General features: G+C 67.0%; 13 protein-coding genes. 6 read left to right on the plus strand and 7 right to left on the minus strand.

Translation table 11 applies throughout. The annotated features are described in order from the left end of the window. Window positions 1-67: 67 nt before the first annotated feature. Window positions 68-2,002, minus strand: a complete 1,935-nt coding sequence (locus tag AVHM3334_RS17350) for a propionate--CoA ligase (RefSeq protein WP_284414356.1) — start codon at window positions 2,000-2,002, stop codon at window positions 68-70. A 307-nt stretch (window positions 2,003-2,309) separates the two neighbouring features. Between AVHM3334_RS17350 and AVHM3334_RS17355 the strand changes: the two genes are divergently transcribed. Further along, window positions 2,310-3,941, plus strand: coding sequence for a methyl-accepting chemotaxis protein (locus tag AVHM3334_RS17355; RefSeq protein WP_284414358.1), 1,632 nt, complete (start codon window positions 2,310-2,312; stop codon window positions 3,939-3,941). Window positions 3,942-4,178: 237 nt separating this feature from the next. On the opposite strand, the gene AVHM3334_RS17360 is transcribed toward AVHM3334_RS17355, so the two are convergent. The 4 genes from AVHM3334_RS17360 to AVHM3334_RS17375 all read right to left on the minus strand — a co-directional run bounded on the left by AVHM3334_RS17360 (window position 4,179) and on the right by AVHM3334_RS17375 (window position 6,924). Next, window positions 4,179-4,436, minus strand: a complete 258-nt coding sequence (locus tag AVHM3334_RS17360) for a GFA family protein (protein WP_284414360.1) — start codon at window positions 4,434-4,436, stop codon at window positions 4,179-4,181. Continuing rightward, a complete protein-coding gene (locus tag AVHM3334_RS17365) occupies window positions 4,426-4,959 on the minus strand; it encodes a hypothetical protein (RefSeq protein WP_284414362.1) in 534 nt (177 codons plus the stop codon). Before AVHM3334_RS17365 ends, AVHM3334_RS17360 begins: the two co-directional genes overlap by 11 nt. Before the next feature lie 168 nt (window positions 4,960-5,127). Then, window positions 5,128-5,730, minus strand: a complete 603-nt coding sequence (locus AVHM3334_RS17370; protein WP_284414425.1) for an isochorismatase family protein — start codon at window positions 5,728-5,730, stop codon at window positions 5,128-5,130. Window positions 5,731-5,820: 90 nt separating this feature from the next. Next, complete coding sequence (locus tag AVHM3334_RS17375) at window positions 5,821-6,924, minus strand: PQQ-dependent sugar dehydrogenase (RefSeq protein WP_284414427.1); 1,104 nt, start codon at window positions 6,922-6,924, stop codon at window positions 5,821-5,823. 266 nt (window positions 6,925-7,190) lie between these two features. On the opposite strand from AVHM3334_RS17375, the gene AVHM3334_RS17380 reads away from it, so the two are divergent. After that, window positions 7,191-7,739, plus strand: a complete 549-nt coding sequence (locus AVHM3334_RS17380) for a C40 family peptidase (RefSeq protein WP_284414364.1) — start codon at window positions 7,191-7,193, stop codon at window positions 7,737-7,739. Between the two features lie 54 nt (window positions 7,740-7,793). Here AVHM3334_RS17380 and AVHM3334_RS17385 read toward each other — a convergent pair whose 3' ends face one another. Then, window positions 7,794-8,177 (minus strand): hypothetical protein, encoded by a 384-nt coding sequence (locus tag AVHM3334_RS17385; RefSeq protein WP_284414366.1) that lies wholly within the window; start codon window positions 8,175-8,177, stop codon window positions 7,794-7,796. A gap of 248 nt (window positions 8,178-8,425) precedes the next feature. On the opposite strand from AVHM3334_RS17385, the gene AVHM3334_RS17390 reads away from it, so the two are divergent. The 4 genes from AVHM3334_RS17390 (at window position 8,426) to AVHM3334_RS17405 (ending at window position 12,798) form a co-directional block, all read left to right on the plus strand. Continuing rightward, window positions 8,426-8,677, plus strand: a complete 252-nt coding sequence (locus AVHM3334_RS17390) for a GlsB/YeaQ/YmgE family stress response membrane protein (RefSeq protein ID WP_284414368.1) — start codon at window positions 8,426-8,428, stop codon at window positions 8,675-8,677. Between the two features lie 21 nt (window positions 8,678-8,698). Continuing rightward, entirely contained in the window at window positions 8,699-9,220 is a 522-nt protein-coding gene (locus AVHM3334_RS17395; RefSeq protein WP_284414369.1) for a hypothetical protein, read from the plus strand. Between the two features lie 37 nt (window positions 9,221-9,257). Continuing rightward, entirely contained in the window at window positions 9,258-12,095 is a 2,838-nt protein-coding gene (locus tag AVHM3334_RS17400) for a DEAD/DEAH box helicase (RefSeq protein WP_284414371.1), read from the plus strand. A gap of 175 nt (window positions 12,096-12,270) precedes the next feature. Next, window positions 12,271-12,798 carry an EVE domain-containing protein gene (locus AVHM3334_RS17405; RefSeq protein WP_284414373.1) on the plus strand — a complete coding sequence of 176 codons (528 nt, stop codon included), beginning with the start codon at window positions 12,271-12,273 and terminating at the stop codon, window positions 12,796-12,798. Window positions 12,799-12,864: 66 nt separating this feature from the next. Here the strand turns inward: AVHM3334_RS17405 and AVHM3334_RS17410 are convergent, their stop codons facing one another. After that, a complete protein-coding gene (locus tag AVHM3334_RS17410; RefSeq protein WP_284414375.1) occupies window positions 12,865-13,728 on the minus strand; it encodes an alpha/beta hydrolase in 864 nt (287 codons plus the stop codon). Between the last annotated feature and the right edge of the window lie 92 nt (window positions 13,729-13,820).

The raw sequence follows: 13,820 nt of genomic DNA on the forward strand, positions 1-13,820 counted from the left end.
TTTTCCTCCCGCCACCGCCAGGTGCGGTGGCTCCCGGTGACCTCTCATTGAATGGCGAATCGGTGCATCAGCCGACCAGTTCCTTCACCTGCTGCAGTGCGGCCGGGTCTTCCATCGTGGTCAGGTCGCCCGGGTCGCGCCGCTCGGCCACGGCCTGCAGGGCGCGGCGCAGCAGCTTGCCGCTGCGCGTCTTGGGCAGCGCCGCCACGAAGTACACCCGCGCCGGGCGCGCCACGGCGCCCAGGCGCTGCGCCACCTGCTGCATGACCTCGCCTTCCAGCGCCAGGCGTGCCGCCTCGTCGGTCAGCACCGCTGCATCGCGCACCACGGCGAAGGCCATGGCGACCTGGCCCTTGAGCGCGTCGGCCACGCCCACCACCGCCACCTCGGCGATCTGCGGGTGGCCGGCGATGCTTTCTTCGATCTCGCGCGTGCCCAGGCGGTGGCCGGCCACGTTGATCACGTCGTCGGTGCGGCCCAGGATGAAGTAGTAGCCGTCCGCATCGCGGATGCCCCAGTCGAAGGTGCTGTAGCGCATCGGCCCGGGCAGGCTCTGCCAGTAGGTCTGCACGAAGCGGTCGTCATCGCGCCACACCGTCTGCAGGCAGCCGGGCGGCAGCGGCCCTTCGATGGCGAGCACGCCCTTCTGGTGGGGCTCGGTGAGCTCTTCGCCCGTCACCTCATCGACCAGCTTGACGTCGTAGCCGTACATCGCGCGGCCCGGGCTGCCCAGGCGCGCGGGCTGCGGCTCCACGCCGCGGGCCAGGGTGAGGATGGGCCACCCCGTTTCGGTCTGCCAATAGTTGTCGATCACCGGCACGCCCAGCGCATCGGCGATCCACTCGGCCGTGGGCGCATCCAGCGGCTCGCCGGCCAGCCACAGGCCCTGCAGGCTCGACACGTCGTGCCGGCGCAGAAAAGAGGCGTCCTGTTTCTTCAGCACCCGCACCGCCGTGGGCGCCGAGAACATGTGCGTGACGCGGTACTTTTCCACCAGGCCCCACCACACGCCCGCATCCGGCCGCGTGGGAAGGCCCTCGTACACCAGCGTGGCCATGCCGGCGATGAGCGGGCCATAGACGATGTAGCTGTGGCCCACCACCCAGCCGATGTCGCTGGTGGCGAAGAAAACGCCCGGGCTGGCAGGGGCGCCTTCGGCCTTTTCACCGCCCTCTTCTTCGGCGCCCACGCCGAAGATGTGCCGCATGCTGGCCGCCAGCGCCACCGCATAGCCGCCCGTGTCGCGCTGCACGCCCTTGGGTTTGCCGGTGGTGCCGCTGGTGTACAGCGTGTAGCTGGGGTGGGTGGCGTCCACCCATTCGCAAGGCACGCTGGCCTGCCGGTGCTCTTCGCGCAACGCGGCCCAGTCGTGGTCGCGGCCCGGTTGCAGCGCCATGGGCGCCAGGCCACGGTCCACCAGCAGCACGGCCGCTGGCTGGTGGCGCGACTGGGCGATGGCATCGTCCAGCAGCGGCTTGTAGGGAACGACCTTGCCGCCGCGCGAGCCCGCATCGGCGCTCACGATGGCCACGGGCTCGGCATCGTCGATGCGCGAGGCCAGCGAGGCGGCCGCAAAGCCGCCGAACACCACCGAATGCAGCGCGCCGATGCGCGTGCAAGCCAGCATGGCGAACACGGCCTCGGCAATCATCGGCATGTAGATCAGCACCCGGTCGCCCTGCCCCACGCCGATCGCGCGCAGCACGGCGGCCATGCGCTGTACCTCGGCATGCAGCTCGGCGAAGGTATAGGTGCGCTCGGTGTTCGTCTCGGTGGACACCGCGATCAGCGCCGGCTGGCTGCCCCTTTCGGCCAGGTGCCGGTCCACGGCGTTGTGGCACAGGCTGGTGGTGCCCCCCGCGAACCAACGCGTGAAGGGCGGGCGGCTGTTGTCGCAAATCTGCGGCGGCGGCGTGTGCCAGTCGATCAGGCGGGCCTGCTCGGCCCAGAAAGCATCACGGTCTTCGAGGGACCGGCGGTGAAAGTCGGCGTAGCGCGGCATGGCTTGTCTCCTTGATCGTTCTCGTGTCAGGACGGACCATTCTGCCAACAGATGAACGGACGGCATTCGTTGCCCCGCCAAACCGGCCTGTGCGGTCCGCCGATTTCCGCCAGCACAGGCCAAGGGGACAGCGGGTTCCGGATGACCGAATGGTGGCAACACGGCAAATTCCGCTCCACGAAAGTGCTCGCTTGTCACAGACGCCCCGTTCTGGAGCAGGGTCCGCGTACACTTTGAAACATCGGGAGGCTATTTCCAGGCCGCCCGCAGCCCCCGTCCCTCTGGCTCTTGTCCTGGAAGTCCCTTCATGACCCCTACCCACTTCACCATCGGGCGCCGTCTGGCGCTGGTCCTTGGCACCATCCTGGTGCTTTTCCTGATCAGTTGCCTGTATGGCATTTTTCAGTTGCGCGCCGTCACCCAAGAGATGAACGTGATGCTCAGCAGGTCGCTCGCGACCGAACGGGCGGCCAGCGACTGGTATCGCAACATCACGAACGGCGCCCAGCGCGTGGCGGCCATCGCCAAGAGCAGCGACCCGTCCCTGGCGGACTTCTTTGCAGCGACCGCTGCTGAATCGAGCAAGCAGTCGTCCGCGCTGCAGCAACAGATCGAAAAATTGCTGGACAGCGATGCCGATCGCGCGCTGTTTGCGCAGATCGGCGAGCACCGCAAAGCCTATCTCACGACCCGCGATGAAGTGACCAAGCTCAAGAAGGAAGGCGACCCCGAGGCGGTCGCGCGCGCTTTCACGCAGCGGTTTGAGCCCGCATCCATCACCTTCCAGCAGACCATCAGCAAGATGGTGGACCTGCAGCGCAGCGAACTGGACGCGGCTGGCGAACGCATTCGCGCAGCGAGCCAGGCCGCCACCGGCTTGCTCACCGCCCTGTGCGTGGGCTCGCTGCTGCTGGCCGCCTTCCTGGCCTGGCGCCTGGCCTTGAGCATCACGCGCCCGCTGGCCGAGGCTCGCCAAGTGGCCGACCAAATCGCCGCCATGGACCTGACCGGAAAGGACCACGGCCGCCACGCCGGTGACGAAACCGGAATGCTGCTGGGCGCCCTGGCCTCCATGCGCGGCGCGCTGGAAGGCTCGCTGATGGAAGTGCGCAACGTGGCCGACTCCATCGCCACGGCCACGCGCGAGATCGCCACGGGCAACGCCGACCTGAGCGCGCGCACCGAGCAGACCGCCAGCAATCTGCAGGAAACCGCCAGCTCCATGGAGGAGCTGACCGCCACCGTGCGCCAGTCGGCCGACTCCGCCGCCACGGCCAACAAACTGGCCAGCTCGGCCGCCGAGGTGGCCGCGCGCGGCGGACTGGTGGTGACCCAGGTCGTCTCCACCATGGACGAAATCAACCAGAGCTCGCGCAAGATCAGCGACATCATCGGCGTGATCGACGGCATCGCCTTTCAGACCAACATCCTGGCGCTGAACGCGGCGGTCGAAGCCGCCCGCGCCGGTGAACAGGGCCGCGGCTTCGCCGTGGTGGCGAGCGAAGTGCGCAGCCTGGCCGGCCGCTCGGCCGAAGCCGCCAAGGAGATCAAGGCGCTCATCGGCAACTCGGTCAAAAAGGTGGAGGCCGGCTCGCGCCTGGTGCAGGACGCGGGCACGACCATGGAAGAGATCGTGAGCAGCGTGCAGCGCGTGAGCGACATCATCGGCGAGATCACTGCGGCCACCTCCGAGCAGTCGGACGGAATCCGCCAGGTGAACACCGCCGTCAACCAGCTCGACCAGATGACCCAGCAGAACGCGGCGCTGGTCGAAGAATCGGCCGCAGCGGCCGAAAGCCTGAACGAGCAGGCCAGCCGTCTGGCCGCGACGGTGGCGCAGTTCCGGCTCAATGCCATGGGCAGTGGCGGTGGCGGTGCGGGCCTGGCGCGCGGAGCGCTGGGCGCGCCGTCGGGGATGGGCGTGCCACGGCTTCAATGAGGGGACTTGGAGGCTGTTCCAGATCAGCGAATGAATCGCTCGATTTGCTATTGATTCAATAGCAAAAAAGCATTTCTGCGATTGCGCTGGCGGCCTGAAAAGCTATTGGCTCCTGAAGTCAGGGGCCCACAAAGCCGGGCCATCCAACCCGCGGGATCGTTCAAGCAAGCGGCTTTGCCGCCTGGGTCACGTCGCTCGCCTGCCGGGGCGCCGGATCACAGCCCAGCGCAGTCATGGTCATGGCTGCCCTTCGAACGACTCGATTCCCTCGGGCAGTTCCACCCAATCGTGGCGGCGCCGCGTCCAAATCTGGTGCTTCGGGGTGCCGAGTTCCTGCCGCTGCTTCAGCGTGCCGATCCGCAATGAATAGGACGGTGGATTCTCGACAGCGCAGGCATACAGCGAACTCCCGCAGACCTCGCAAAACGCGAGAACGCGCTGGTTGCCGCTGGCGGCAGTCTTGATGTAGGTGCGGGGCAGCAGGTCAACCGGCACACACGGACACAGGCCGGCATGGACCGCCGCCTCCGGGGCTCAGCTCAGCGGACCTTGTACAGCACCGCCGCGCCGCGCCGGGCCTTGGCTCGAAGGCCGGCACGGTGCGTTGCTTCACGGGGGCGCCTTTGGCATCCCATACCAGCGTCTCCACCGGGTACTCGTCCTTGCGGGTCATGGCGCTGATCTGCTGGACGATGACCGCAGAGCCGGCCGCCACTTCCGGATTCCAAGCGAACACGCCGACCCTGCCGTAGAAAACGGCCGGTGCATCGGCGTCGAGGCGACGGTCCGGGCACATCACCAAGCCGCGTTCCAGCATGACCCGCAATGCGCCGACCGGCACGGCCTTCACCGTGGGCGTGGTGCGCTCGGTGCTGTGGCCAGGACAGACGTTGGCCGAACGGGTCACCATGTCTTCGGCCACCTGGCGATCGGACTGCGCCAACGCAGGCAGCGTGGCGCCAGACAGCGCGAGCAAAGCGGCAGCGGACTTCCAGTGCATCGGGTGAAAACGCCTCATGAGGTAGTGCTCCAAAGTTTGCAGTCGCTCCCAAGCGGCGGCTGCGAATGGTTGAAATACGCGCTGAGCCCAGATCAGGCCAAGCCCCTGGATGGCATCTCGGAAATCACCGAAAGGGTGCTGCGTTGGGCGGGACAACACCACGGCCCGCGGCGTTGCCCTGCCCGCTCACTTCACGAGAGCCAGCAAATCCTTGAAGGCAGGGTTCTCGGCGGTCCGCGCCCATTCGAAGATGACCATTTCCGTGGTGACCAGTTCGGCACCCGCACCGGCCAACCGGTCGAAGGCGGCGTCGCGGTTGCGCTCGGTGCGCGAACCGCAGGCGTCGGTCACCACGCACACGTCGAACTCGTCCTCCAGCAAATCCAGCGCCGTCTGCAGCAGGCACACATGGGCCTCGCAGCCGGCAATGACGATGGCGCCGGGCTCTTCCGCCGTGGGCTGGGGTTTTTGGAGGTGCTTGGGCAGGCTGCGGGCATTGCCGGCCGGGGATTTGGGTTCGGGGCGCAGCCATTCGCCCAGACCTTCTTCCGCCGCGCTGAAATGCATCTTGGCCAACGTCTTTCGGCACAGCGCGCGCAGCGCCGGATCGTTGCCACCCAGCCGGGACGGATTTTGCTCGGTGCCCCACACCGGCACCTCCAGCAACTGGGCCGCCCGCGCCAGACGCAAGGCATTGGCCAGCACGGCCGGGCCGTCGGAGATGACCGACAACAGGCGTTCCTGGTAATCGATCAGGACGAGTTGGGATTCAGAGGCGTCGAGCAGCATGGGCAGGGTGCGCAAGGCAGAAGGTAGAAGATGCCGGGATTGTCGCAGCCGGGGCAAGCGCCCATCCGGGCGCGCACGGGCGGGGGGCGGTCAACGGGTGAGGCGCAGCAAACGCCCCTGGGGACCATCGGTCAGCAGATACAGCCAGCCATCGGGACCCTGCCGCACATCGCGAATGCGCTCACCCAGGCCCGCCAACAGGTATTCGTCGCGAACCACCCTGGAATCGGTCACCTCCAGGCGGTGCAGCCGGCTGAATTTGAGCGATCCGATGAAAAGGCTGCCCGTCCAGTCGGCGCCATAGCGGTCGCTGGTCAGAAACGCCATGCCCGAAGGCGCAATGGACGGCACCCAGTAATGCAGCGGCGGCTCCATGCCTTCTTTTTCGGTGAGCCCTTCGCCGATCTTGCCGCCGCCGTAATTCTCGCCATAGGTGACCACCGGCCAGCCGTAATTGCGGCCGGCCTGGGGCACATTGATCTCGTCGCCGCCCTGCGGACCGTGTTCGTGGATCCAGAGCCTGCCATCAGGCGCTATCGCCGCCCCCTGCGGGTTGCGATGGCCCCAACTCCAGATGCCCAGCAGCGCGCCCGCAACGGTCGGATTGCCCGAAGCCGGGGCGCCATCGGGCTGCAGGCGCACCACCTTGCCCAGATAACCGTCCAGCTTTTGCGCATCTTCCTTGCGGGAGGACCGCTCTCCCAACGCGAGAAAGATCGACCCGTCGCGGGCCTGCGCGATGCGGCACCCGAAATGCAGGCCGCTTTGCACTTTCGGCCGCTGGCTGAAAATCACGCGCACGTCGCTCAGCGCGGCCTCTCCTGGTGCGAGGACTGCACTTGCCAGAGCGGTGCTGTTTCCGGTCTCGCCATCGGCAGCGGCTTCGGAGTAGCAAAAGAAGATGCGCCGGTTGCGCTCGAACTGCGCGTCGGTGACCACATCCAGAAGACCGCCCTGCCCGCCGAACACCACCGCAGGCACGCCGGACACCGGGGCATTCAACCGCCCATTGGGTTCGACCACGCGCAATCGGCCAGAACGCTCGGTGACCAAAAAACGCCCACCCGGCAGAAAGGCCACCGCCCATGGATTGGACAAATCCCGGGCCACGGTGACCACATCCGCATTGGTTTTGGCGGCTTGCGGTGTGACGGGTGCGGGCGCCTCGGCGTTGGCAAGCGCTGCCGCCCCCATGGCCAGAACCCCGGCCGTTACATATTCAAGGGGTGCAAAGATAGCGGCCAGACGCGTGGATTTATTAAATTTCATTCAGCGGAAATTTTGTAACATGTAACGAAAATTTTCCAGCGTGTCGAGGGCAGCGGCCTCTCTCCGGCACTACCTGGGTTGGTGATAGAGGATGCCATATCGCCTCCTTAATAGCTAAAACACATTAGCAAGGTGTGTTGCGACGACTATTGCTAATGGAAGCCGGGGCATGCGTGATAACCTCGCGCCCCATGTCTCGATGGATCTGCCTCTTGTTGCTGGCTTGCGCCAGCGCCCACGCCGCCCCCAACAATGCGCCCTCTGATGATTTAGACCGTCTGGTTCTTGAGAGAACCATGCTTTCGCACCTTCAGGAAGCACGCCACAACGTGCAGGACAAGACCGGTGAACTCGTCGCGACCGCGATGGGTTTCCTGGGAGTGCCCTACCGACGTGGCGGAAACGATGTCGAAACCGGCTTCGATTGCAGCGGCTTCATCCGAACCATCTACGGCAAGGCCGCCGGCCTGGTTCTCCCGCGCCGCGCCGACCAGCAGGCCGCAGCGACCGAAAAGATCGAAAAGAAAGACCTCCAGCCCGGGGATCTGGTCTTTTTCAACACGATGCGCCGCACCTTCAGCCACGTCGGCATGTACGTCGGCGACGGCAAATTCATCCATTCGCCCCGAAGCGGCGCCGAAGTCCGCGTGGAGGACATGGGTGCCTCGTATTGGCAGCGTCGTTTCAACGGCGCACGCCGCGTCAGCACGGCGCAAGCCAACGCCGACGCATCCAACTGATTCGATGGGCCTGCGCCGGCTGTCGCGCTCATTGCGTTGACTCGCTAGCGGATCTCAGGGCTTGATGACCGTCGTGGTTTCAGTGCTGCGGATGGGCTCGCCCACCACGTTCACCGGACCTGCATCGGGATTGCGCAACATCTCACGGGCCGCCGCCATGTCGGCCTTGTAGCGGGCCCTTGCGTCCGCTTCGCAGGATTTGCGGGCTCCCGCATCGCCCTCGCGGCATTCTTGCAACGCCACCTTCAAACCACCGCCAGCTTCCCGGATCGCCGTCTGGTAGCGCTGCGCGGGCGTCGTGTCTGGACGCGCTCCACGATCCAGCGAGGCTTGATCGCTCTGCGCCATCGCCGTGCCGGGCAGGAAGGCGCCGCTGCTTGCCGCAGCCAGCGCCAGTACGGTGGCGGACAGGAAGGTACGGGGGGATCGGATCGGCATGTGCATTCCTTTCTCTTATTGTTGGCAGGACACCGACCTTATCCAGCCGGTGAAAAGACGACCGCCGGATGCGTGCGCGTCGGGCTGTCGGCGGCCTCCCACACCGCCGAGGTTTGGAGGGACACGTTTTGGCTTCGTGCGAAAGCCCCTATTTTTGGTGCGAGCCATATTGCGCCTTGTCCGACAGGGCGCCATGGGGCGGGCCGGGTAGATTCTCCGCATCCCAACCCTCTCAGAAAGTGTCTTCCATGTTCTCCGTACTCGGTGTTCTTCTCGTCGGTCTCGTCGTCGGTCTGCTGGCCCGCGCCTTAAAACCAGGGGATGACAAACTGGGCTGGATCATGACGTCGCTGCTGGGTGTCGCGGGCTCGTTCCTGGCCACCTACATCGGCATGGCCATGGGCTGGTACAAGGAAGGCGAGCCTGCGGGCTGGATCGCCTCCATCCTGGGCGCCATCCTCTTGCTGGTGGTGTACGGCCTCGTCAAGAGAAAGAATTGAAGACGAACTTGCGGGCCGATCGTGGCTGAACGTCTTCCGAGCGCCATCACGCTGGCCGACGGCGACCCTGCCCTGCTGGCGGCCGTGCAGCGCAGCCGCCGCCTCCTGCATCGGCGCGCATTGATGGCTGCAGCCGCCGGCACGGTGCCCATCCCTGGGCTGGATTGGGCGGTCGATGCGGCATTGCTGTCCCGTCTGGTGCCGCAGATCAACGCCGAGTTCGGACTGACGCCCGAGCAGATCGACCGTTTGACCCCGCACAAGCGAGAACAGGTGCAGAAAGCGGTCGGGCTCGTCGGATCGGCCTTGATCGGAAAATTCGTCACGCGCGAACTGGTGATCCGTGCGACGCAGGCGGTCGGCATGCGTCTGACAGCCAAGCAGGCCGCCAAATATGTGCCCCTCGCGGGTCAGGCCGTGGCAGCGGTACTGGGCTACACCACCCTGCGCCTGCTGGGAGAGCAGCACCTGCGCGACTGCGTGCAGGTCGCCAAAGCCGCTCAGCTGACGCTGCCCGATCCGAAGGATGCCGGCCGGCCCTGACAAGGGCGCCACCGTTGCGGCGGCAAAATGACCGCCGATGTCTTCGCGCCCCCCTCCACGCACCGCCAGTACACCGACGCCGCCTTCAAGGGCCGTGCAACGCGATCACGCCATCGCGGCATGGGTCGAGGCGCTGCAACGGCAGGCGGATGCCACCACGCTGGCAGGGCTGCCCACGCTGTCCGACGCCGACGCAGCCAGGGTGATGGCGCGGTTGCGGGGCGATGCACCGGCTGAGCCGCCTGATCAGCCTGAGCCCCCCGCCCCGGCAGGCATTCCCGAAAGCCAGAACACCACGGCCGGCCGCTTTCAACCGCGCATCACGCTGCAGACGCTGGGCCGCGGCGATGGGCTGCTGGGCTTGCGCCCCCATGGCCCCATCGGCCCGCGCGGCGATCAGGTCACCCTGGCGCACATCGACTGGACGTACCGCACCCCGCAGGGCGCATGCTGGGAAACGCCGGCTCCCACCTCCGTGCTCAACAGCAGGCCGCCCGCCGTTCAGGAGCTGTACGACGCCGGCAGCCCGGTCGTGCGCCTGCAGCGCGAACTGGCGGCAGAAGCCGACGCCATCGACTTCGTGCGGGACCTGGGCCTGCTCCCGGTGCCGGAATCTGCCTTGCAATGGCGCGACCGTGCGCAGGCCCCCGTACTGGACCCGGTGTGGACGTTGCCGCAGGAGGCCGCCTTCGGCGACTTCTGGGCCGAGCAGGTGCCACGGCTGCAATCGAGGGGCTGGGCCGTCGTGGTGCTGCCCGGTTTCGCCCACGAAAGCGTGCCGGTGCAGCGCTGGACGCTGCGCATCGACCCCGACACCGGCGAATGGCTGGGCAAAGAGGTCGCCGGCCCGCTGGGCGAGCGCGAACGGCCTGTGCAAAAGCTCCATCTGCCCGAGCGCGAGGGCGCCTGGCTGCTCAGCCTGGGCATCGAGGTGGACGGCGAGAGCCTGGACCTTGCCCCGTTGCTGGCCGATCTGCTCCAGCGCGAGCCGCGCTGGCTGAACGCTGCGCAATTGGCCGCCATCGACGACCACGCCACCATTTCGCTGCGCGCGCCCGGCGGGCAGCGGATCGATGCCCCGGCTGCGCCGATCAAGGCCATCGTCGGCGCGCTGGTCGATTTGCTGACCGATCCACTGCGCAATGCCCATCGGCACCGCGAAGATGGCGACCCGCTGAGCCTGGGCGCGTGGGAAGTGCGGCGCCTGGAAGCGCTGCGCGCAGGATTGGTCCAGGCGCACCGCGTGGGCACGGTCAATGGCTGGGACAACGCGTGGCAATTGCAGGGCGACGCGGGACTGGCGCATTTGGCGCAGCGGCTGCAAGCGGCCGGTACGCCAGCGCCCATCGCCGCGCCAGCGGGCCTGGGCATAGCGCTGCGCCCTTACCAGCTCGACGGCCTGGCCTGGCTGCAATACCTGCGCGAACAAGGATTGGGCGGCATTCTGGCGGACGACATGGGTTTGGGAAAGACCGCGCAGGCCCTGGCGCACGTCCTCACCGAAAAAGAAGCGGGCCGCCTCGCGCACCCGGCGCTCGTGGTGTTGCCGACTTCGCTGCTGTTCAATTGGCAGGCCGAGGCGCAACGCATGGCGCCGGGCCTGCGCGTGCTGGCGTTGCATGGCCCCGACCGCCGTGAGCGGTTTGCGCACATCGCGCAGCACGACCTGGTGCTGACGACCTACCCGCTGCTGTGGCGCGACATCGACGCGCTGGCCGCGCAGCCGTTTCATCTGTTGATCCTGGACGAGGCGCAGATGGTCAAGAACGCGGGCAGCCGCAGTGCCCGCGCCCTGCGACGCCTGAAGGCGCCGCATCTGCTGTGCCTGACCGGCACCCCGCTGGAGAACCACCTGGGCGAACTGTGGGCGCAGTTCGACTTTCTGATGCCCGGCTTTCTGGGCGATGCACGCAGCTTCAACGCCCGCTGGCGCAAGCCCATCGAAGAACACGGCGAAACCCTGCGCGCCCAGTTGCTGGCCCAGCGCGTGCGCCCCTTCATCCTGCGCCGCCGCAAGCAGGATGTGGCCGCTGAGCTGCCGCCCCGCACCGACGTGATGGTGCGCGTGTCGCTCCAGGGCCGCCAGCGCGAGTTGTACGAGTCCGTGCGCGTGGCCGCCGACAAGCAGGTGCGCCGCGTGCTGCAGCGCCAGAGCTTCGATGGCGCGCAGATCACCCTGCTGGACGCCCTGCTCAAGCTGCGCCAGGTCTGCTGCGACCCGCGCCTGGTCAAAGGCAGCGAGGCCGCGAAGGCGAAGCCCGCCACCATGGAGCGCGCCAAGCTCGAATGGCTGGCCGGCACGCTGCCGGCGCTGGTCGCCGAGGGGCGCCGCGTGCTCGTGTTTTCGCAGTTCACCGAGATGCTGGCGCTGGCGGCCGAGGACCTCGATGCGCTCGCCCTGCCCTACCTCCGCCTCACCGGCGACATCCCGCCCCGCTCGCGCGGCGCCGTGGTGCGGCGCTTTCAGGCGCAGGACGACCCCGCAGCGCCACCCATCCTGCTGGTCAGCCTGAAGGCCGGCGGCGTGGGTCTGAACCTGACCGCGGCCGATACGGTCATCCACCTCGATCCCTGGTGGAACCCTGCGGTGCAAGAACAGGCCACGGCACGTGCCCACCGCATCGGGCAGGACCAGCCGGTGTTCGTCTACAAAATCGTGGTGGAAGGCAGCATCGAAGAGCGCATGCTGGAATTGCAGGCGCGCAAACTGGCCCTGGCCCAGGGCGTGCTGGGGCACGACGCGGCAGGCGCGGCCAAGTTCAGCGAGGCAGACTTGAACGCGCTGCTGGCCCCGCTCACCGAGCCCAAGGACAACCCATTGGCCATTCCCGCGCCCGACACGGTCCGCTGGGGCGGCACGGGCGAGCGGCGCTGAGCGCGTGCGATGCCTGCGGGCATATGACATATGGCATCCGGCAAGGAGGAAATATGGTCATATCGGGCTCACGCCCTAGTGAATCATGCGCTGGCAGCTATCAAATAAATAGCAACCGGCGACTGCATCGCTTTGGGCCATCGCCTTGCCCATTCCGTGCGGCCAGAATGGCGCCATGACGACGACCACCCGCAGGCCACCCCACTACTGGCTCATGAAGTCCGAGCCGCAGGAATGCTCGATCGACGACGCCCTCGCGGCCCCGGGCGCCAAGGTGCCGTGGACCGGCGTGCGCAATTACCAGGCGCGCAATTTCATGCGGGACGGCATGCAGGTGGGCGATGGCGTGCTGTTCTATCACTCCAGCTGCCCCGAGCCCGGCATCGCCGGCATCGCGCGCGTTGCCTCCGCCACCCGGGCGGACCCGACGCAGTTCGATCCCGAATCGCCCTACCACGACCCCAAGTCCCCGCCCGACCGGCCGCGCTGGCTGCTGCTGGATGTTCAGGCGCTGCGCAAGACACGCCTGCTGCCTCTGGCCGAGTTGCGTTCGCACCCTGAACTGGCCGGCCTGCAGGTGCTGCAAAAGGGCAGCCGGTTGTCGATCACGCCCGTGGATGCGGCCGATTGGGAGCAGATCACCGACCTGCTGGGCGTATCGCCGTCATCGCCCCGCACGGGCCAGGGCGACGACGCGGCATAGTCGGCGCGGCGCGTGCGGCACGCGGTGGCTGAGCCGGTGCCGGTGCAGTCACCGCATCCCGCTCTTTCACCCACTGCCGCGCAGGTGCTTTGCCAAAAACGCCGCGATTCTCGCTTCGTAGGCCGGGGCATCGAACGCATGCAGGTCCACATGGGCGGCACCATCGACCACCCAAAGCGCTTTCGGCTCGGCCGCTGCCGCAAAGATTCGCCGCGTTTCCGCCAATGTCGTATGCCGATCCTGCGCGCCCGAGGCAATCAGCAGCGGGGCGTGCAATGACGCAAGCTCGGCGATGGGCTGAAGCTGCTGGGCAGACACCCCCAGCCGCACCGGAAGCTGCCACAGCAACAGCGGCGTGAGCCACCGGCCCGCCGCGCCCAGATACAGCGCCAGCCGGTTGGAGACGGCTTCTTCAAGGGTCGGAAACATCGACTCCAGCACCACGGCATTCAGTGGGACGGCCGAATGGGCAAGCACCAGTGAAGCGGCTCCCAGCGAGGCGCCGATCACGCCGATCTTCTCCCCCGGCGTGGCCTGCGCCAGATAGGCCAATGCGGCGTTCACCCCTTGCGATTCGTTCCACCCGAATGTGACCTTGTCTCCAGAGCTTTCGCCGTGCGCGGGAAGATCGATCAGCAGCACGGAGTAGCCCAACCGGTGCAGAAATTTTGCCCGCCCGAGCATCTGCCGCCGATCCGCCCCGATGCCGTGCAGCAGCAGCACGGCCCCGGCGCCGGGCTGGCCACGCACGAGCCACCCCGAGAGCGCCTGGTGCGCGGCGGTGTCGAACTGAACATTCACCACCGGCAGATCCACCGGCGCCGGGCCCACCGACCGATGGTGCGGCTGGCTCAGGAATTGGCCGGCCCCGAGCAAGACGGCCAGGCACAGAAAACCCATCACCAGGGCCACGAGAATTCGACGTTTCATGGCACGGATGCTATCGAACGCCAGCCTTCGGCATTGGGGCATGAACGATGTGTCAATGAAATTCACTGAAGACCTGTAGCGCAGAGCTGCGT

This window comes from Acidovorax sp. SUPP3334 (assembly GCF_030159055.1).
Classification (GTDB): Bacteria; Pseudomonadota; Gammaproteobacteria; order Burkholderiales; family Burkholderiaceae_C; genus Paracidovorax.